Genomic DNA, 18,462 nt, shown 5'->3' on the forward strand with positions numbered 1-18,462 from the left:
GCGGCGTCAGGCGACAGGCCCGGGCGCCGGTCCCGGAGCGGGACCGGGTGCGGGTCCGGGTGCCGGCGGAAGCCCGACCGGGGCCGGCGGCAGCAGCGGCCCCGGCGCCGGGGGCGCGGCCGGTGCGGGGGCGAGGTTCAGCGGGCCCGCCGGGACGGGTGCGGGCGCAGCTGCCGCGGGCGGCAGGTCCTGGATGCAGAACACCGCGCACTGGGCGGGCTTCTGCGGCGGCTGCTGCACCCACGGCGGCACCCAGGCCGGCGGCGGCGCGGGCACCGCGGGCAGCGGCGCGGCCTGCGGCATCGGGCCCGGAGGCGGACCGAGTGTCTGGCCGGCCCCGAAGCCGGGCAGTCCGGTGTTGATCTGGCTGGCCACGTCGGTGCGTTCCATCAGGGGGATCAGCGACAGCGGATCGCTGGCGGGCAGTCCGGCCGCGTTGATCGGCAACCCGGGGCCCAGCCCGGCGCGCCGGTCCAGGTGCGCGGTCAGCGTCGCGCTCTCGCTGTCGCTCAGCTCGGGGATCGATCCGGTGATCGGCGGCAGGTCCACCGGGACGACGCCGGTCGCGTACGCGGCGGCCCAGCTGAGCACGTTCTGCGCGTAGGCCATCGAGTTGTTGTAGCGCAGGATCGCCGACATCACGTCGGCCTGGTTGCGCAGGTTCAGGCCACCGCTGCACAGGTAGCGCGCGGCGGCCAGGGCCGCGTCGTAGACGTTCTGCACATCGGCCTTGCCGTCACCGTCACCGTCGGAGGCGTAGCGCGACCAGGTGCCGGGCAGGAACTGCATCGGCCCCATCGCCCGCGCGTACACGACGCGGTCGGCGGTGCGGCTCTCGACGATGACCTCGTTGCCCGGCAGCGTGCCGTCCAGCGTGGGACCGTAGATCGGGCGGACGGCGGTGCCGCGCGCATCGGTCGCGCCGCCGTAGGAGTGCATCGACTCGATGCGGCCGATGCCGGCCAGCAGGTTCCAGCTGACGCCGCATCCGGGGTACGCGGCGGCCATCATGGCCTCGGCGTTGCGGTAGGCCGCCAGGTTCACCGACGGGATGCGCAGTGTCCCGGGCGCGTTGACGACGGTCGGCGGCGGCGGGGCCGACGCGGTGCTGGCGACCGTGCGCAGCGGGGCGGGCGGTTTGGCGACCGCGACCACGGACGGGCCCGAACGGTCGACGACGGTGGCTCCGGTCGGGGCTCCGATAGCGGCCAGCGGCATCACCGCGGTGTCGCGGGTCGGGTCGATCGTCACGGGCGCGGAGGCGCCGACGGCGCCGGCGAGAACCAGGGGAGTCAGCACGGCAGCCACACCAACCGCAGGATTGCGAACGACGTGCCCTGCTCGACGCCGCGCTGCGCGGAGGGCGGGTCCTCCCCCTATGTGCACTCAACCGTCCTAGCTGTGAGATCGCTTGTGAACCCCGTCACCATACCTATTCGGCAACGGCGGTGTAACGGCATTCGATCAGCCGTGTCCGGTGGATTTCTTGGCCTTACGTTCGCCGGTGTCGTGTTTGCTCGTTCCGTCGGCGCCGTCGACGGCGTGCTCGTGCAGCTTCTCCAGCATGTCGCGCACCTCGTCGAGTTCGCGGCGCAGATAGTCGCGGGTGGCGACCTCGCCGACAGCCAGCCGTAGCGCGGCGAGTTCGCGGGCCAGGAATTCGGTGTCGGCCTTGGTCTGCTCGGCCCGTCGGCGGTCCTCCTCCAGCGACACCCGGTCCCGGTTCTCCTGGCGGTTCTGCGCGAGCAGGATCAGCGGCGCCGCGTACGCCGCCTGCGTCGAGAACGCGAGGTTGAGCAGGATGAACGGGTACGGGTCCCACTGCCAGGCGAACGCGCCGAAGTTCAGCGCGATCCAGACGATGACGACGATGGTCTGGATCGCCAGATACCGCCCGGTGCCGAGGAACCGGGCGATGCGCTCGCTGAATCGGCCGACCGCCTCGATGTCGAGCCGCGGCCCCAGGAACCGGGACATCCGCGGCGTGTCGAGGCGCTGCCGCGATGATTCGCTCATGTCGTCTTCTCCGCGGTGACGATCAGCGGCTCGGATTCGTTCTCACGCCAGTTGTCGGGCAGCAGGTGGTCGAGCACGTCGTCGACCGACACGGCGCCGAGAAGGTGGTTCTGGTCGTCGACCACCGGGCCGCACACCAGGTTGTACGCGGCGAAGTATCGGGTCAGGGCGCCGAGGGAGTCCTCGGGAGACAGATTCGGCAGGTCGGTGTCGACGATCCCGCTGACCAGTGTCGCGGGCGGCTCGCGCAGCAGGCGCTGGGTGTGCACACAGCCCAGATAGTGGCCGGTCGGTGTCGCGGTCGGCGGGCGGACCACGAACACCAGCGATGCCAGTGCCGGAGTCAGGTCCGGATCACGTACGCGCGCAAGGGCTTCCGCGACGGTGGTGTCGGGGGCGAGCACCACCGGCTCCGAGGTCATCAGACCGCCCGCGGTGTTGGGGGAGTGGCTGAGCAGCCGGCGGACGTCTTCGGAATCCTCCGGATCCATCCGGCGCAGGAAGGATTCGGCGTCGGCCGGGGCCATCGTGCCGAGCAGGTCGGCGGCGTCGTCGGGATCCATCGCCTCCAGCACATCGGCGGCGCGGTCGGTCTTGAGCTGGTGCAGCACCGTCACCTGCTCGTCTTCGGGCAGCTCCTGCAACACGTCGGCGAGACGTTCGTCGTCGAGCGCGTTGACCACCTCGTGGCGCCGCTTGTCGGGCAGTTCGCGGATCGCGTCGGCGACCTCGACGGCGCGCTGGCCCTCGAACTGCTCGAGCAGCTGCGCGACGCCCTGATCGGGCATCGCCAGCCCGGACGGGGTGAGGCCGTGCACGTGCTGCCAGTCCACCTGGGACACATTGCTGCGCCGGCCCAGCCTGCGCTGCGGACGCACCGCCACCCGGGTCACCACCCAGTCGCGTGTGCGGGTCTGTTCGATGCCGAGGTCGACCACGACGACGTCGACACCTGCCAGCTCGGGGAGGTCCGGATCGTCGACGCGCACCCGGGTTTCCAGCACCTGCCCCAGCACCAGCACCTCGCCGGGGCGTTGGGAGAACCTGCGCAGCGACACATTGCCCGTCGACAGGGTCACCGCCCCGGGTTCGATCGCGGTGACCCGCAGGATCGGGACGAAAATCCTTCTGCGGTTCAGCAATTCGATGACAAGCCCGAGGACTCTGGGTTGCTGTCGCACGATGCTGATGCCGACGACGACATCCCGCACGCGGCCGATGGATTCGCCGTCGGGGCCGAGCACCACCATGCCCGCGAGCCGAGCCGCATAGACCCTGTTGACCGACGCCATGGTTGTCAGGGTAGAGAGTGTTGTTGTGGAAAACCGGTATCGGCCCCGTCGGACGTGCCTGTCCGTGCCGGGCAGTAGCGACAAGATGATCCAGAAGGCCAAGAGCCTGCCCGCCGACGAGGTGTTCCTCGACCTCGAAGACGCCGTCGCCCCGGATGCGAAAGTGCAAGCGCGCGCACGGGTTGCGGAAGCCCTGGCCGAACCCGGATGGGCCGGTCAGCTGCGCGGGGTGCGGATCAACGACTGGACCACACCGTGGACCCACGCCGACATCATCGAGGTGGTGTCACGCGCGGGCGCGTCGCTGGACATCGTGGTGCTGCCCAAGGTGACCGACGTCTCACACATCCACGCGCTGGATCTGCTGCTGACCCAACTGGAGGCCACTCACGGTCTGCCGTCGGGGCGTATCGGGATCGAGGCGCAGATCGAGGACGCGCGCGGTCTGACCAACATCGACGCGATCGCGTCCGCTCCGCGGGTGCAGGCCCTGGTGCTCGGCCCGGCCGATCTGATGGCGAGCCTGAACATGCGCACCCTGGTGGTCGGGGAGCAGCCCGAGGGCTACGACGTCGGCGACGCCTACCACCACATCCTGATGCGGATCCTGGTCGCCGCGCGGGCCAACGGGATCGCCGCGATCGACGGGCCGTTCCTCAAGGTGCGCGACGTCGTCGCGTTCCGCCGGGTGGCGGGCCGGTCGGCGGCGCTGGGCTATGACGGCAAGTGGGTGCTGCACCCGGATCAGATCGAGGCGGGCAACGAGTTGTTCAGCCCTCGCCAGGAGGCCTACGACCACGCCGAGCTGATTCTCGAGGCCTACGAATGGCATACCTCGCAGGCCGGTGGCCTCAGGGGCGCGGTGATGCTCGGCGACGAGATGATCGACGAGGCCAGCCGCAAGATGGCGCTCGTCATCGCGGGCAAGGGGCGCGCCGCGGGTATGCAGCGCACCGGCGAACGGTTCACCCCGCCGGACTAGACCCCCGCGGCGGCGACGATCACCACCAGGACGAGCGAGATGACCAGGCCGAACGCGCCGATCGCGGTGCCTGCGATGGCCATCTCCTTGCCGGACTGGCCGGTGGTCTTGATCTGGTTGAGCGCGATGATGCCGAGGACGATCGCGACGATCGACGCGACGGTGCCCGCGAAGCACGCGAAGATCAGTGGGATCGCGACCAGCGATGTGACCAGCGAGCCGACGGCCAACCCGTTGTTGCCCTGCTGTGCCGGTGCCCCGTAGCCGTAGTCGGCACCGGGGTAGCCGCCGGAGTAATCCCCATAGGGCGGTGGCGGAGGCGGATAGGCGGGGCCGCCGAATCCGGGCGGCGGGTATCCCGGCGGCCCGTAAATCGGCTGGCCGTATCCCTGTGGGGGGTAGGGCGGCGGTCCCGCGCTCGGGGGCGGCCCGAAACCGGGTGGCGGCGGGGGATACGGGGGTGAGGCGAGGTCGCCGGGCGGCGGGAATCCGGTCGCAGGCGTCGGAGGTACATAAGTGGGCGGGCTGTAGGCCGGCGACGGTGGGTAGCCGTGCGCAGGGGTGTCGTCCAGAGACGGTTCGGGCGCGTCCGGGGTGCTCTCGATCGGGGGCGCTTCGTGGCCGGCCGAGGGCGGCTCGGAGCCGCTCGGCGCGGAATCGGAGGATTCGGCCGGACGGGGGTCGTTGTCCGAACTTGTCATGAGGATCAACCTAGCCTAGAACCGGATACGCCGAGGTAAGCCCGGTTCGGGGCACCTCCGGGGTAGGCCGGGCGTTATCAGTGGACTAGCGTTGTGTTTCTGTGAAGGAAAGGCAGTGAGGACACCATGACCAGCCCCTTCCAACCTGGACAGAATCCTGGCGCGCCTGCGCCCGGTCCCGCCGCGGGGCGGGGACGTCAGGCCGGCCTGCCCACGCCGCCCAAGGGTTGGCCTATCGGGTCCTATCCGACGTACGCCGAGGCGCAACGCGCCGTCGACTACCTCTCGGATCAACAGTTTCCCGTCCAGCAGGTGACCATCGTCGGCGTCGACCTGATGCAGGTGGAACGCGTCACGGGCAGGCTGACATGGCCGAAGGTGCTCGGCGGCGGCGTGCTGACCGGCGCGTGGCTGGGCCTGTTCATCGGACTGATCCTCGGGTTCTTCAGCCCGAATCCGTGGAGCGCGCTCGTCACGGGTCTGATCGCCGGTGTGTTCTTCGGTCTGATCACGTCCGCCATTCCTTACGCGATGGCGCGCGGCACAAGGGATTTCAGCTCGACACTGCAGTTGGTCGCCGGTCGCTACGACGTGCTCTGCGACCCGCAGAATGCCGAGAAGGGCCGGGATCTGCTGGCCCGCTTGACGCTCTGACGATGGCAGAGATCGTTCTGGACCGGCTGACGAAAAGTTACCCGGACGGTACGGCCGCGGTCAGGGATGTGACGCTCACGGTGGCCGACGGTGAGTTCGTGATCCTGGTGAGCCCGTCCGGGTGCGGTAAATCCACCACGCTGAACATGATCGCGGGGCTGGAGGAGATCACCTCCGGAGAGGTGCGCATCGGCGGGCAGCGGGTCAACGAGCGCTCGCCGCGAGACCGGGACATCGCGATGGTGTTCCAGTCGTTCGCGCTGTATCCGCACATGACCGTCCGCGAGAACATCGCGTTCCCGCTGACTCTGGCCAAGACGGGTAAGCACGAGATCGCGCAGCGTGTCGAGCAGACCGCGAAAACCCTTGACCTGACCGATGTTCTGGACAAGAAGCCGACGGCACTGTCGGGCGGTCAGCGGCAGCGGGTGGCGATGGGCCGCGCCGTCGTGCGTGACCCGCAGGCGTTCCTGATGGACGAGCCGCTGTCGAATCTCGACGCGAAGCTGCGGGTGCAGATGCGCACCGAGATCGCGCGACTGCACAGGCGGCTGGGGACCACGACGGTATACGTCACGCACGACCAGACCGAGGCGATGACGCTCGGCGACCGGGTGGTCGTGATGCGGGCCGGTGCGGTCCAGCAGATCGGCACACCGGACGAGCTGTACCGCGCTCCGGTGAATCTGTTCGTGGCCGGCTTCATCGGCTCACCGTCGATGAACTTCTTCCCGGCTGCGCTCACCGAACTCGGGGTGCGGCTGCCGTTCGGCGAGATCCCGCTGACCGGTGCGGTGTACGAACGGCTGGTGGACCATCCGTCGCGACACGATCTGATCGTCGGGGTCCGGCCCGAGCATCTGGCCGATGCGGCGGTGATCGACGCGTACGCGCGGATCGGCGCGTTGGTGTTCGACGTGACGGTCGAGATGGTCGAGTCGTTGGGCGCCGACAAGTACGTGTACTTCGGGATGGACGGGCCGCCCGCCGATGCGGCGCAACTGGCCGAGGTCGCCGCGGAGGCCGGCGCCGAGGCGTACGAGTTCGTCGCGCGGGTGCCGATGCGGTCGGCCGCGCGTTCGGGTGCCACGTTGCGGTTGGCGCTCGACCCGGCGGATGTGCTGATCTTCGATCCCCGAACCGGTCAGAATCTCTCGCTCCCAACGGGTTCGGCATGAGCGACGTCGTCGCCGCGGTTCGCGCGCATCTGATCGAGCACTTCGCCGCCCGCGGCGTCACCGCCGAACCGGACCAGGCCAGCGTCACCTTCCTCGGTGCGGACCGGATCGACGTGCTGCGCTTCGCCGGTCCGGGAGAAGGTGCGGTGCACTATGTCTCGCTCGGCTGCTCGAAACAGCCGATGGTCGACCCGGCCGAGATGATCGCCGACCCGGTGCAGGGGCCGCGCGCCGAGGTCGTGGTCGCGCTGCGCGGACCGTCGCCTGCGGGGCTGTCCCGATCCCTGGCGGTGGTGGCGGCAGCACCGGCCGTCGAGGGTCTGGTGCTGGCGCCCGATGCGTTGGTGGATCTGGAGATGCCGCTGTGGGAGGGCGCTCCGTTCACGGCTTTTCTGTTGGGGCGCAGCGACATCGACGATGTGGTGTTGCCGGAGCCGCTGTCGCCGGTGGTGGTGCTCTCGGCGGTGCCGATCACCGCGACCGAAGCCGCCTGGGTACGGCTGAAGGGCGCGGAGGCGATGAGGGAGGCGTGGGTGCAGGACGGGGTCGACCCGACGGACCCACGGCGGCGAGCCGCCAATCCAACGTGAGCGGCGAGCCGCCAATCCGGCCTGAGCGGCGAGCCGCCAATCCGGCTTGAGCGGCGAGCCGGCGGGAATCGCTACAGCCAGTTGTTGTGCCGGAAGTTGCGGTAGAGCACGACGCACACGGTCGTCATGATCAGCAGCACCAGCGGGTATCCGAACGTCCAGTTCAATTCGGGCATGTTCGCGAAGTTCATGCCGTAGATGCCTGCCATCGCGGTCGGCACCGCGGCGATCGCGACCCACGCGGAGATCTTGCGCATGTCGACGTTCTGCTGCATCGCGACCTTGCCGAACGCGGCCTGCACCAGCGAGCTGAGCAGCTCGTCGTAGCTGGCGATGCGCTCGGAGGCTTTGATGGTGTGGTCGAGCACGTCGCGCATGTACTGGCGGACCTCGCGGTCGATCAGGTCGGCGTGCTCGGTGCCGATGCGTTGCAGATCGGTGGTCAGTGGGCCGACCGCGCGGCGCAGTTCCACGACTTCGCGCTTGAGCAAATAGATGCTGCCGATGTCGGTCTGTGTCCCGGGGGAGAAGATGTCCTCCTCCATCGCGTCGATGTCGTGCTCGATCAGCACGGTGACCTCGAGATAGGTGTCGACGATATGGTCGGCGATCGCGTGCATCACCGCACACGGACCGTGCGCGAGGTTGTCGGGGGCGGCTTCGAGGCGTTTGCGTACGCCCGAGAGCGCGCTGTGTTCGCCGTGCCGGACCGTGATGACGAAGCCGTCGCCGACGAAGATCATCACCTCGCCGGTCTCGACGATCTCGCGGGCGTTGGCGATCGACTCGTGCTCGACGTACACCACGGTCTTGAGCACCAGGAACAACATGTCGTCGTAGCGTTCGAGCTTCGGGCGCTGATGCGCGTGCACCGCGTCCTCGACGGCGAGTTCGTGCAACCCGAACACCTCGGCGACGGTGTGCATCTGACGTTCGTCGGGTTCGTGCAGGCCGATCCAGACGAACGCGGGACGGCCCTCGTCCCTGATCGCGCACACCTTCGCCAGCGCCGCCGCGGGGGAGTAGTCGCCCGGCAGTCGCCGTCCGTCGCAGTACACACCGCAGTCGACGACGGCGTCGCTGACCGGGACCTCGGGACCCGGTCCGGCGGGCTCAGGCTTGTGCAGCCGGGCCTTGTGCACCAGCCGCGGCGGACGGGGAGGCAACGCTCGGAATGCGGCCATGTGCCACCTCCCTGTATCGGTGTCCGGGCAAATCGTACGCGTCGGATATGTGTCTGCCCGTTCTCACGAACGGGGAACCCGTTCCTGTGAGATTGCGGGGTCGGATACTGTGACGCCGTGGCTGAACAGGTTCGCACGCCCCAGGTTGTCGTCGATGACAACGAGATCTTCGAAGCGCACGAGGGCGGCAAGCTCTCCATCGGTCTGAAATCCCCACTGGACACGCAGCGCGCACTGTCGATCGCCTACACCCCCGGTGTGGCGCAGGTCAGCCGCGCCATCGCCGCCGACAAGACGCTGGCCAGGAGGTACACCTGGGCCAACCGGCTGGTCGCGGTGGTCAGCGACGGCAGCGCCGTGCTGGGCCTCGGCGACATCGGCGCGGCCGCCTCACTGCCGGTGATGGAAGGCAAGAGCGCACTGTTCAAGACGTTCGGCGGCTTGGACTCGATCCCGATCGTGCTCGACACCAAGGACCCCGACGAGATCGTCGAGACGCTGATCCGCCTGCGCCCGACGTTCGGGGCGGTGAACCTGGAGGACATCTCGGCGCCCCGCTGCTTCGAGATCGAGCGGCGTGTCATCGAGGCCCTCGACTGCCCGGTCATGCACGACGACCAGCACGGTACGGCGATCGTCGTGCTCGCCGCGCTGCTCGGTGCGGTGAAGGTGCTCGACCGCGACCTGCGGTCGCTGAAGGTCGTGGTGTCCGGTGCCGGTGCCGCCGGCGTCGCCTGCACCAACATCCTGCTCAACTCCGGCATCACCGACATCGTGGTGCTCGACAGCAAGGGCATCGTCGAGAACGGCCGCGGCGACCTGAACTCGTTCAAGGCCGAGCTGGCCGGACGGACCAACCCGCGCGGGCTGACCGGTGGGGTCGCCGAGGCTCTCGACGGCGCCGACGTGTTCCTGGGGGTGTCGGCCGGGCTGGTTCCCGAGGAGCTCATCGCGACGATGGCGCCCAACGGCATCGTGTTCGCGCTGTCCAACCCCGACCCGGAGATCCACCCGGACGCCGCGCGGAAGTACGCGGCCGTCGTCGCCACGGGCCGCAGTGACTTCCCGAACCAGATCAACAACGTGCTGGCCTTCCCGGGCGTGTTCCGCGGTGCGCTCGACGCCGGTGCGCGCCGGATCACCGAGAAGATGAAAGTTGCTGCGGCCGAGGCGATCTTCTCGGTCGTGGGTGACGATCTGACCGTCGACCACATCGTGCCGAGCGCGCTGGATCCGCGGGTCGGACCGGCCGTCGCGGCCGCGGTGGCCGCCGCATCCGAGGACTGATCGGGCTGAGCCGCACGCGCGCCCCGCGCCGGCTGCGGCCGGCCGCGCTGCTGGTCGCCGTCGGCATCCTCGCGGGCTGTGGCGGGCCGGCGGCACCGCCGTCGATCCCGGTCGGCGCATCCGCTGATCCGGAGGCGCAGCTCGTCGCGCAGCTGTACGTCGCGGCGCTGCGGTACTACGGAAATCCCGCGCATGTGCAATCCGCCGAGGATCTGCTCAGCGGGCTCGACGCCGGCGAGATCCGCGTCGCGCCCGGGTTCACCGGGCGGTTGCTCGCACAGCTGGCACCGGAGTCGGCGGCGCGCTCGGACGAGCAGGTGTACCGCACGCTGCTCTCGGCGTTGCCGGAAGGCATCGCGGCGGGGGACTACACCACCTCGGCGCAGGACAAGCCCGCACTCGCGGTCGCGGAGCGCACCGCCGAGGAGTGGGGTGACCCCGACATCGCCGCGGTGGCCCGCGACTGTCCGGGGCTGACGGTGGGGGCGACCGATGACCGTCACCCGGCCCGCATCGGCAGCTGCGAGCTGGGGGCCCCGCGTGAGTTCGCGGACGACGACGCGATGTTCGACGCGCTGCGCGGCGGGCAGATCGATGCGGCGTGGACCTCGACCGCGGCCTCGGATGTGCCGGCGGAGGCGGTGGTGTTGTCGGACAAGACGTCGCTGATCCGCGCCGAGAACCTGGTGCCGCTGTACCGGCGCAACGAGCTGTCCGAATCGCAGGTGCTCGCGCTCAACGAGATCGCCGGCGTGCTCGACACCGGATCCCTGGCCGATATGCGCAGGCAGGTCGCCGAGGGCACCGAGCCGGGCCTGGTGGCGGGCCGGTGGCTGGAGCAGCACCCGCTCGGCGTCGGCAACTAGAAACTAGGAGACCCGGCACCGCGAGCGCGCGGGTCTGCCCGGCGACTCGCCGCCCCCAGTGGCGGTCAGCGCGCGCTCGTCGCCGCCGAAAGCGCTTACTTCGCCGGCGGTGTCAGCCGGGCGACGGCCTTCGGGAAGACGCTCTGGTACCCGGCGCCGAGCGCACGGATCAGGACCTCGAACATCTTCGCGTCGTTGCCGATCAGGATGCGGGCCTTGTTCTTGCGGACGCCGTCGAGGATCACCTGAGCGGCCTTCTCCGGCGTGGTGCTGGCGAGCTTCTTGTCGAACGTCTTGGCCAGCGCCTCGGGGTCGAGTCCTTCGGCGGCCGACGCGTTGCGGGCGATCGCGGTCTTGATGCCGCCGGGGTGCACGCACGACACCTTGACCGGATGCCCGGCCAGCGCCATCTCCTGGCGCAGCGCCTCGGTGAAGCCGCGGACGGCGAACTTCGCCGAGTTGTAGGCGGCCTGCCCGGGCACCGAGAACAGTCCGAACACCGATGAGACGTTGACGACGTGCCCGTCGCCGGAGGCGATCAGGTGCGGAAGAAATGCCTTGGTGCCGTTGACGACGCCCCAGAAGTCGACGTCCATCACCCGCTCGAAGTCCTTGAACTGGGTGATCTCGATGTCGCCGGTGAACGCGATACCCGCGTTGTTGTAGATCTGGTTGACCTTGCCGAAATGCTCGGCGACCTCGTCGGCGTACTGCAGGAACGTCTCACGTTCGGTGACGTTGAGCCGGTCGCTTTTCACGTGGGCGCCGATGGCCTTGAGGCGCTGCTCGGTGGCGGCCAGGCCCTCGGTGTCGACGTCGCTGATGGCGACCAGTGCGCCGGAGCGGCCGAGTTCGACCGCAAGCGCCTGCCCGATACCGGAACCGGCGCCGGTCACGACGGCTACCTTCCCCGCGAAGCCCTGCATACCACTCCCTCGGTTGTTGAACGCGTGTCGAGTCGTTGTGAGCTTACCCGGTACCCCGGGTCCCGTGTATTGCGGCGTCGGCGCGTGCGGGTAATGACCGGGGCGCCGAGAGCGACAATGAGGACATGAAGTTGACGTACCCGGCCGTCGCGGCCGCGGTGGCCTCGGCCGCCGTCGCGATGGCCACGCTGTCCGCCCCGCCCGCCCAGGCAGACTCGACCACCGATGCGTTCCTGTCCACGCTGGCGCACTACCGGCTCGGTGACATCGATCCGGCCACCGCCGTGCGGGTCGGTGAAACCGTCTGTCCGATGCTCGCCGAACCCGGTCAGAACGCCGCGAACGTCGCCGCCGACGTCGCCGACGCACTGGGCCGTCCGCTTGGTCCGGCCACCATGTTTACCGGACTGGCGATCTCGATCTTCTGCCCCAGGGCGGTCAACGCGATGACCGATGGGGTGCCGTTCTCGTTCCTGCGCTGACCGCGGCGCGCTCGACGGCCGTGACCGTGCGCTGAGTGCACACAGGTCACGGCGCGTCGAGGTACAGACACGCGCGCTCGCGGTGCCGAGGCGACCGACTGCCGAACGTCAGCCGAACGCCTCGTCGATGATCTCCTGCTGTTCGACGGCGTGCACCTTCGACGAGCCCGACGACGGCGCCGACATCGCGCGGCGCGAGATCCGCTTGATCCCGGTCAGCTTCTCCGGCAGCACCTCGGGCAGCGTCAGGCCCAGCGTGGGCCACGCACCCTGGTTGGCCGGCTCCTCCTGCACCCAGAAGAACTTCTCGGCGTTCGGGTACTGGTCCAGCGTCTCGGCGAGACGCCGCTTCGGCAGCGGGGCCAGCTGTTCGAGCCGCACGATCGCGACGTCGTCGCGGTCTTCCTTGCTCTTGCGCGCCGCCAGCTCGTAGTACAGCTTGCCGCTGGTCAGCAGCACCCGCGTGGCCTTCGACCGGTCGCCGGTGCCGTCGGTGTAGGTGGGCTCTTCGAGTACCGACCGGAACTTCGCCTCGGTGAAGTCGCGCAGATCGCTGACAGCGGCCTTGTTGCGCAGCATCGACTTCGGCGTGAACACGATCAGCGGCCGGTGGATACCGTCCAGGCCGTGGCGGCGCAGCAGGTGGAAGTAGTTCGCCGGCGTCGACGGCACCGCGATCGTCATCGACCCCTCGGCCCACAGCTGCAGGAACCGCTCGATGCGGCCCGATGTGTGGTCCGGGCCCTGACCCTCGTGGCCGTGCGGCAGCAGCAGCACGACGTCGGAGAGCTGGCCCCACTTGGCCTCGCCGGAGCTGATGAACTCGTCGATGATCGACTGTGCGCCGTTGACGAAGTCGCCGAACTGCGCCTCCCACAGCACCAGCGCGTCGGGGTTGCCCACCGAGTAGCCGTACTCGAAGCCGACGGCCGCGAACTCCGACAGCGCGGAGTCGTAGACCATGAACTTGCCGCCAGTCGGGTTGCCGTCGGAGTCGACGGTCAGCAGCTGCAGCGGGGTGAATTCCTTGCCGGTGTGGCGGTCGATGATCACGGCGTGGCGCTGGGTGAAGGTGCCGCGACGGGTGTCCTGACCGGTGAACCGGATCGTGCGGCCCTCGGCGAGGAAGGTGCCGAGAGCGAGCAGCTCGGCGAACGCCCAGTCCACCTTGCCCTCGTAGGCCATCTCGCGACGCTTCTCCAGCACCGGCTTGACGCGCGGGTGCACGTTGAAGTCCTCACCGAACGCCAGGTGTGCGTCGCCGATGCGGGCCAGCAGTGACTTGTCCACCGCGGTCTTCATCCCGGCCGGCACCATCTGGTCGGCCTCGACCGACGCGCTCGGTTCGACCGCGTGCTTCTCGAGATCCCGGACCTCGTTGAACACCCGCTCGAGCTGGCCCTGGTAGTCGCGCAGTGCGTCCTCGGCCTCCTTCATCGAGATGTCGCCGCGGCCGATCAGCGCCTCGGTGTAGGTCTTGCGGACACCGCGCTTGGTGTCGATGACGTCGTACATGTACGGCTGCGTCATCGACGGGTCGTCGCCCTCGTTGTGCCCGCGCCTGCGGTAGCACAGCATGTCGATCACGACGTCCTTCTTGAACTTCTGCCGGAAGTCGACGGCGAGCTTCGCCACCCACACCGCGGCCTCGGGATCGTCGCCGTTGACGTGGAAGATCGGCGCGCCGATCATCTTCGCGACGTCGGTGCAGTACTCCGAGGAGCGTGAGTCGTACGGCGAGGTGGTGAACCCGATCTGGTTGTTCACGATGATGTGGATCGTGCCGCCGGTGCGGTAACCGCGCAGCAGCGCCAGGTTCAGCGTCTCGGCCACCACACCCTGCCCGGCGAACGCGGCGTCGCCGTGCAGCATCATCGGTACGACGGTGAACTGCTCGGAACCGTCCTCTTCCTCGCCGACGTCGAGCAGATCCTGCTTGGCCCGGACGATGCCCTCGAGCACCGGGTCGACGGCCTCCAGGTGGCTCGGGTTGGCGACCAGCGATACGTCGATGTCGTTGTCGCCGAACATCTGGATGTAGGTGCCGTTGGCGCCGAGGTGGTACTTCACGTCGCCGGAGCCGTGTGCCTGCGACGGGTTCAGGTTGCCCTCGAACTCGGTGAAGATCTGGCTGTACGGCTTGCCGACGATGTTGGCGAGCACGTTGAGCCGGCCGCGATGGGGCATGCCGATGACCACCTCGTTGAGGCCGTGCTCGGCGCACTGGTCGATCGCGGCGTCCATCATCGGGATGACGGTTTCCGCGCCTTCGAGCGAGAAGCGTTTCTGCCCGACGTATTTCGTCTGGAGGAAGGTCTCGAACGCCTCGGCGGCGTTGAGCTTGCTCAAGATGTACTTCTGCTCGGCGACCGTCGGCTTCTCGTGCTTGACCTCGATGCGCTCCTGCAGCCACTGCTGCTGCTCGGGCTCGAGGATGTGGGTGTACTCCACACCGATGTGGCGGCAGTACGCGTCGCGCAGCAGGCCCAGGATGTCGCGCAGCTTCTTGTGGGTCGACCCGGCGAACCCGTTGACCTTGAACTCGCGGTCGAGGTCCCACAGCGTCAGCCCGTGGGTGTTGACGTCGAGGTCGGGGTGGCTGCGGAAGCGGGTCTTGTCCAGGCGCAGCGGATCGATGTCGGCCATCAGGTGACCGCGGTTGCGGTACGCGGCGATCAGTTCGATGACGCGCGCGTTCTTGTCCTCGATCGAATCCGGGTTGTCGATACGCCAGCGCACCGGCTCGTAGGGGATGCCCAGCTCGCGGAAGATCTCGTCGTAGAACTCGTCGTCGAGCAGCAGTTGGTGGATCGTGCGAAGGAAGTCGCCGGATTCCGCGCCCTGGATGATGCGGTGGTCGTAGGTCGACGTCAGCGTCATCAGCTTGCCCACGCCGAGATCGGCGATGCGTTCCTCGCTGGCGCCCTGGAACTCCGCCGGGTACTCCATCGCGCCGGCGCCGATGATCGCGCCCTGGCCCTGCATCAGCCGCGGCACCGAGTGCACGGTGCCGATGGTGCCCGGGTTGGTCAGCGAGATCGTCACGCCCGCAAAGTCTTCGGCGGTCAGCTTGCCGTCGCGGGCGCGGCGCACGATGTCCTCGTAGGCGGCGATGAACTGCCCGAAGTGCATCGTCTCGCAGTTCTTGATCGCGGCGACCACCAGGGAGCGCTTGCCGTCCTTGCCGGGCAGATCGATGGCCAGGCCCAGGTTCGTGTGAGCCGGGGTGACCGAGTTCGGCTTGCCGTCGATCTCGGCGTAGTGCCGGTTCATGTTCGGGAACTTCTTGACCGCCTGCACGATCGCGTACCCGAGCAGGTGGGTGAACGAGATCTTGCCGCCGCGCGTGCGTTTGAGGTGGTTGTTGATGACGATGCGGTTGTCGATCATCGCCTTGGCCGGGATGGCCCGCACGCTGGTCGCGGTCGGCACCTCCAGCGAGGCGGACATGTTCTTCACCACGGCCGCGGCCGCGCCGCGCAGTACCTGGGTCTCGTCCTCGGTGGCGGAGGACGCGGTGGCGGCCGGCTTGGCGTTGGCCGCCGGCTTGTCTTTGGACTTGTCGGCGGACTTGTCCGCACTCTTTTCGGCGGTCTTCTCCGCGCTCTTCGTGGGGCCCTTGTCAGCCTTCTTCGGCGCGGGCTTGTCGGTCTTCGACGGTGCGGAGCCGCCGTTGCTGCTCGCGGGTTTGGGGGCCGGGGCCGGCTCGGCGGGGGCGGTCGGCGTCTTCGCCGAGGACCTGCCGTTGGAATTCGACGCCGCGCTGGACGCGGCGTCGGTGGTGGGCTCAGGGGAGTAGTCGACGAGGAACTCGTGCCAACTGGGGTCGACCGATGACGGATCCTCGCGGAATTTGCGGTACATCTCTTCGACCAACCACTCGTTCTGACCGAATGGTGAAGGTGAACTCACGGCTGCTCTTCGCCTCAATTCTTCGCTTCGGGCCGGCGACCCGCGGCCGCCCGCCTCCCCTGTGTCAACCCGGTGTGCAGTCCCGCGTTCCTGCCGTAATAAAGGCTAGCGCTTCCGCCGTGACGTCGACCAGGCAACGTCGTTATGGTCATTCCGGTCACGCCCGCCGGACGCGGGCGGGATGAGCGGGGGATGATCTGCGCGCCGGCTACGTCCGCGGCGCGGGCAGCAGGCGCAGCGTCGAGGGCCAACGCTGCGGCGGCTCGCCGAACGCCCGGTGGGCGTTGCTGACGATCTTCTTGCTCATCATCCGGTTCCCGACACCACCGACGACGGCGCCGATGCCGACCGGCAGCATCTTGCCGAACGCCAGCGCCCCCCGCTTGAGGGTGTACCGCTTGACGAAGTACCGCAGCAACCGGCTGTTCAACTGCGACAGCGCGGGCAGCGGCAGCGTCGCCGCACCGTCGGACACCCACGCCCCGCTGGTGCGGCCCCGGCCGAGCAGGTCGGCGACCGCCCGCTTGCTGTCCTCGCCCACCAGCACCGACAGCACCAGGGCGCGGCGCCGCTCGCGGTGTTCGGCCGGGATGCCGTGCACCTCGGCGATGGCCAGCACGTACAGCGCGGTCGCCTCGAGGAACACCACCGTCTCGCCCCCGATCGCCGACATCGCCACCAGTGTGCCGATCCCCGGATAGGCCGCCGCCGAACCGACCGCCGCGCCGCTGGCGGTCACCGCGGCCATGTACTGGGTGTCGAGCTTGCGGATCACCTCGGCCGGCGTCGCTCCGGGATTCTGCTCGCGCAGGCGCTCGACGTGGGCCCGCACGGCGGGACCCTGCACGCGCGCGCCCCGCTCGATGATCTGCGAGAGCACCTTGGCCGCCACGCCCGGATCCTCGTCCTGCACGGCAGGTAGCTGACTCTTGGCTCGCGACCTGGCACTCATGGGCGCTTCCTCCCTGTGTGAACCTGGTTTCAGGCTAGCCCTCGTGAAACGAACGGCGGCGCGCCACGCGTGCCCGAACGTGATCGCGGTCACTGTTCGCGCGACGGGGAAGAAATTATTGGAAAGCGTCGCTAATCATTTCCATGGCAGTATCCCCGGACGTGGATGTGAAGCCGGACGCGGCGGGCCAGGGCCAGGCCCCCAGTCGCATCAAGATGATCTTCGTGCTCGGCCTGCTGGTCGCGCTCGGCCCGCTGACCATCGACATGTACCTGCCGGCGCTGCCCAAGATCGCCGAGGAGCTGTCGGTGACGTCGTCGGTCGCCCAGCTCACCCTGACCGGCACGCTGGCCGGACTGGCGCTCGGCCAGCTGATCATCGGGCCGCTGTCGGACTCGCTGGGCCGCCGCAAACCGCTGTTCGGCGGCATCGTGCTGCACATGATCGCGTCACTGGTGTGCATGTTCGCCCCGAACATCGCCGTACTCGGCGTTGCCCGCGGGCTGCAGGGCATGGGCGCCGCAGCGGGCATGGTGGTCGCCATCGCGGTGGTCGGGGATCTGTACAAGGACAACGTCGCGGCGACGGTGATGTCGCGGCTGATGCTGGTGCTCGGGGTCGCCCCGGTGCTCGCGCCGTCGCTGGGCGCGGCGGTGCTGTTGCACGGGTCCTGGCACTGGGTGTTCGCCGCACTGGTGGTGATCGCGGCGGCGCTGCTGGTGATGGCCGTCCTCGCGCTGCCCGAGACGCTGCCCGTCGGTCACCGTCGCCCGCTGAAGGTCAGGAGCATCGGCGCGACCTATCTGGAACTGCTGCGCGATGCACGGTTCGTGATCCTCGTGCTGGTCGCCGCGCTCGGCATGTCCGGACTGTTCGCCTATATCGCGGGTGCGCCGTTCGTGCTGCAGGACAGGTTCGGCGTCGGCCAGACCGCGTTCGCGCTGATCTTCGGTGCCGGGGCCGTCGCGTTGATCGGCACCACCCAGTGCAACGTGCTGTTGCTCAAGCGGTTCAGCCCGCAGCAGATCATGGTCTGGGCGCTGGTCGCCGCATCGGTGTTCGGGGTGGTCTTCGTGGCGCTGGCCGCCGGGCAGGTCGGCGGCGTGTACGGCTTCGTGATCCCGGTGTGGGCGATCCTGGCCGCGATGGGTCTGGTGATCCCGAACGCCCCCGCCGTCGCGCTGACCCGGCACCCGGACGCCGCGGGCACTGCCGCCGCGCTGCTGGGCGCGGTCCAGTTCGGCGGCGGCGCGGCGATCGCCCCCGTGGTCGGGGTGCTGGGCAACGACGAACTGGCCATGGCCGTGGTGATGGCCGCCGGGGTGATGATCGCGCTGGCGCTGCTGCTGCTGACCGGAGTGCACCGGGCCACCGAGCCCGCGGGCATCCCCGGCGACGCGGTCGCCGAAGCGGCCTGAACCGGGGGACGCGCCGGGGCCG

Annotated in this window: 16 protein-coding genes; 8 read left to right on the top strand and 8 right to left on the bottom strand. The window is 69.0% G+C overall.

Translation table 11 applies throughout. The features are described 5' to 3' along the window. Positions 1-6: 6 nt before the first annotated feature. The 3 genes from NTM_RS14260 to NTM_RS14270 all read right to left on the bottom strand — a co-directional run bounded on the left by NTM_RS14260 (position 7) and on the right by NTM_RS14270 (position 3,308). The gene (locus NTM_RS14260) at positions 7-1,386 is read right to left on the bottom strand and encodes a lytic transglycosylase domain-containing protein (RefSeq protein ID WP_163766664.1); all 1,380 of its coding nucleotides are present in this window, start codon (positions 1,384-1,386) and stop codon (positions 7-9) included. Between the two features lie 78 nt (positions 1,387-1,464). Continuing rightward, positions 1,465-2,016: a DUF1003 domain-containing protein gene (locus NTM_RS14265; RefSeq protein WP_104865079.1), complete on the bottom strand. Its 552-nt coding sequence runs from the start codon at positions 2,014-2,016 to the stop codon at positions 1,465-1,467. Continuing rightward, positions 2,013-3,308, bottom strand: coding sequence for a magnesium transporter MgtE N-terminal domain-containing protein (locus NTM_RS14270; RefSeq protein WP_163766665.1), 1,296 nt, complete (start codon positions 3,306-3,308; stop codon positions 2,013-2,015). Before NTM_RS14270 ends, NTM_RS14265 begins: the two co-directional genes overlap by 4 nt. A 25-nt stretch (positions 3,309-3,333) precedes the next feature. Between NTM_RS14270 and NTM_RS14275 the strand changes: the two genes are divergently transcribed. After that, positions 3,334-4,290, top strand: a complete 957-nt coding sequence (locus NTM_RS14275; RefSeq protein ID WP_163766666.1) for an HpcH/HpaI aldolase/citrate lyase family protein — start codon at positions 3,334-3,336, stop codon at positions 4,288-4,290. Here the strand turns inward: NTM_RS14275 and NTM_RS14280 are convergent. Then, complete coding sequence (locus NTM_RS14280; protein WP_163766667.1) at positions 4,287-4,991, bottom strand: DUF4190 domain-containing protein; 705 nt, start codon at positions 4,989-4,991, stop codon at positions 4,287-4,289. The genes NTM_RS14275 and NTM_RS14280 overlap by 4 nt on opposite strands. 126 nt (positions 4,992-5,117) lie before the next feature. Here NTM_RS14280 and NTM_RS14285 point away from each other — a divergent pair, with 126 nt between their 5' ends. Genes NTM_RS14285 through NTM_RS14295 form a run of 3 tightly spaced genes read left to right on the top strand, consistent with a single transcriptional unit; the run spans position 5,118 to position 7,413 of the window. Then, complete coding sequence (locus NTM_RS14285; RefSeq protein ID WP_104865075.1) at positions 5,118-5,645, top strand: YflT domain-containing protein; 528 nt, start codon at positions 5,118-5,120, stop codon at positions 5,643-5,645. Between the two features lie 2 nt (positions 5,646-5,647). Then, positions 5,648-6,823, top strand: coding sequence for an ABC transporter ATP-binding protein (locus NTM_RS14290; protein ID WP_163766668.1), 1,176 nt, complete (start codon positions 5,648-5,650; stop codon positions 6,821-6,823). Then, positions 6,820-7,413, top strand: coding sequence for a suppressor of fused domain protein (locus NTM_RS14295; RefSeq protein WP_163766669.1), 594 nt, complete (start codon positions 6,820-6,822; stop codon positions 7,411-7,413). The genes NTM_RS14290 and NTM_RS14295 overlap by 4 nt, the downstream gene beginning before the upstream one ends. A 71-nt stretch (positions 7,414-7,484) precedes the next feature. Here the strand turns inward: NTM_RS14295 and corA are convergent, their stop codons facing one another. Then, a complete protein-coding gene (gene corA, locus NTM_RS14300) occupies positions 7,485-8,597 on the bottom strand; it encodes a magnesium/cobalt transporter CorA (protein ID WP_163766670.1) in 1,113 nt (370 codons plus the stop codon). 117 nt (positions 8,598-8,714) lie between these two features. Between corA and NTM_RS14305 the strand changes: the two genes are divergently transcribed. Together NTM_RS14305 and NTM_RS14310 are read left to right on the top strand one after the other, a co-directional pair. Further along, on the top strand, positions 8,715-9,884 hold the full coding sequence (locus tag NTM_RS14305; protein WP_104865071.1) for an NAD(P)-dependent malic enzyme: 1,170 nt from the start codon (positions 8,715-8,717) through the stop codon (positions 9,882-9,884). Continuing rightward, positions 9,884-10,750 carry a glycine betaine ABC transporter substrate-binding protein gene (locus NTM_RS14310; protein ID WP_163769490.1) on the top strand — a complete coding sequence of 289 codons (867 nt, stop codon included), beginning with the start codon at positions 9,884-9,886 and terminating at the stop codon, positions 10,748-10,750. The genes NTM_RS14305 and NTM_RS14310 overlap by 1 nt, the downstream gene beginning before the upstream one ends. A 95-nt stretch (positions 10,751-10,845) precedes the next feature. Here NTM_RS14310 and NTM_RS14315 read toward each other — a convergent pair whose 3' ends face one another. Next, complete coding sequence (locus NTM_RS14315) at positions 10,846-11,676, bottom strand: SDR family NAD(P)-dependent oxidoreductase (RefSeq protein ID WP_104865069.1); 831 nt, start codon at positions 11,674-11,676, stop codon at positions 10,846-10,848. Between the two features lie 125 nt (positions 11,677-11,801). Between NTM_RS14315 and NTM_RS14320 the strand changes: the two genes are divergently transcribed. Then, the gene (locus NTM_RS14320; protein WP_083144187.1) at positions 11,802-12,158 is read left to right on the top strand and encodes a DUF732 domain-containing protein; all 357 of its coding nucleotides are present in this window, start codon (positions 11,802-11,804) and stop codon (positions 12,156-12,158) included. 108 nt (positions 12,159-12,266) lie between these two features. Here NTM_RS14320 and NTM_RS14325 read toward each other — a convergent pair whose 3' ends face one another. Both NTM_RS14325 and NTM_RS14330 read right to left on the bottom strand, forming a co-directional pair. After that, positions 12,267-16,022 (bottom strand): multifunctional oxoglutarate decarboxylase/oxoglutarate dehydrogenase thiamine pyrophosphate-binding subunit/dihydrolipoyllysine-residue succinyltransferase subunit, encoded by a 3,756-nt coding sequence (locus tag NTM_RS14325; RefSeq protein WP_232079930.1) that lies wholly within the window; start codon positions 16,020-16,022, stop codon positions 12,267-12,269. Between the two features lie 256 nt (positions 16,023-16,278). Further along, complete coding sequence (locus tag NTM_RS14330) at positions 16,279-17,022, bottom strand: hypothetical protein (protein ID WP_163766672.1); 744 nt, start codon at positions 17,020-17,022, stop codon at positions 16,279-16,281. A 143-nt stretch (positions 17,023-17,165) separates the two neighbouring features. On the opposite strand from NTM_RS14330, the gene NTM_RS14335 reads away from it, so the two are divergent. Next, the gene (locus tag NTM_RS14335; RefSeq protein WP_104865066.1) at positions 17,166-18,440 is read left to right on the top strand and encodes a multidrug effflux MFS transporter; all 1,275 of its coding nucleotides are present in this window, start codon (positions 17,166-17,168) and stop codon (positions 18,438-18,440) included. Positions 18,441-18,462: the final 22 nt, after the last annotated feature.

Source organism: Mycolicibacterium parafortuitum (assembly GCF_010725485.1).
Lineage (GTDB): Bacteria > Actinomycetota > Actinomycetes > Mycobacteriales > Mycobacteriaceae > Mycobacterium.

Coding starts and splice junctions, on each gene's coding strand:
- NTM_RS14325 (WP_232079930.1), bottom strand. CDS start 16,022: ATGTACCGCAAATTCCGCGAGGATCCGTCATCGGTCGACCCCAGTTGG.
- NTM_RS14290 (WP_163766668.1), top strand. CDS start 5,648: ATGGCAGAGATCGTTCTGGACCGGCTGACGAAAAGTTACCCGGACGGT.
- NTM_RS14285 (WP_104865075.1), top strand. CDS start 5,118: ATGACCAGCCCCTTCCAACCTGGACAGAATCCTGGCGCGCCTGCGCCC.
- corA (WP_163766670.1), bottom strand. CDS start 8,597: ATGGCCGCATTCCGAGCGTTGCCTCCCCGTCCGCCGCGGCTGGTGCAC.
- NTM_RS14330 (WP_163766672.1), bottom strand. CDS start 17,022: ATGAGTGCCAGGTCGCGAGCCAAGAGTCAGCTACCTGCCGTGCAGGAC.
- NTM_RS14280 (WP_163766667.1), bottom strand. CDS start 4,991: ATGACAAGTTCGGACAACGACCCCCGTCCGGCCGAATCCTCCGATTCC.
- NTM_RS14265 (WP_104865079.1), bottom strand. CDS start 2,016: ATGAGCGAATCATCGCGGCAGCGCCTCGACACGCCGCGGATGTCCCGG.
- NTM_RS14320 (WP_083144187.1), top strand. CDS start 11,802: ATGAAGTTGACGTACCCGGCCGTCGCGGCCGCGGTGGCCTCGGCCGCC.
- NTM_RS14315 (WP_104865069.1), bottom strand. CDS start 11,676: ATGCAGGGCTTCGCGGGGAAGGTAGCCGTCGTGACCGGCGCCGGTTCC.
- NTM_RS14335 (WP_104865066.1), top strand. CDS start 17,166: ATGGCAGTATCCCCGGACGTGGATGTGAAGCCGGACGCGGCGGGCCAG.
- NTM_RS14295 (WP_163766669.1), top strand. CDS start 6,820: ATGAGCGACGTCGTCGCCGCGGTTCGCGCGCATCTGATCGAGCACTTC.
- NTM_RS14270 (WP_163766665.1), bottom strand. CDS start 3,308: ATGGCGTCGGTCAACAGGGTCTATGCGGCTCGGCTCGCGGGCATGGTG.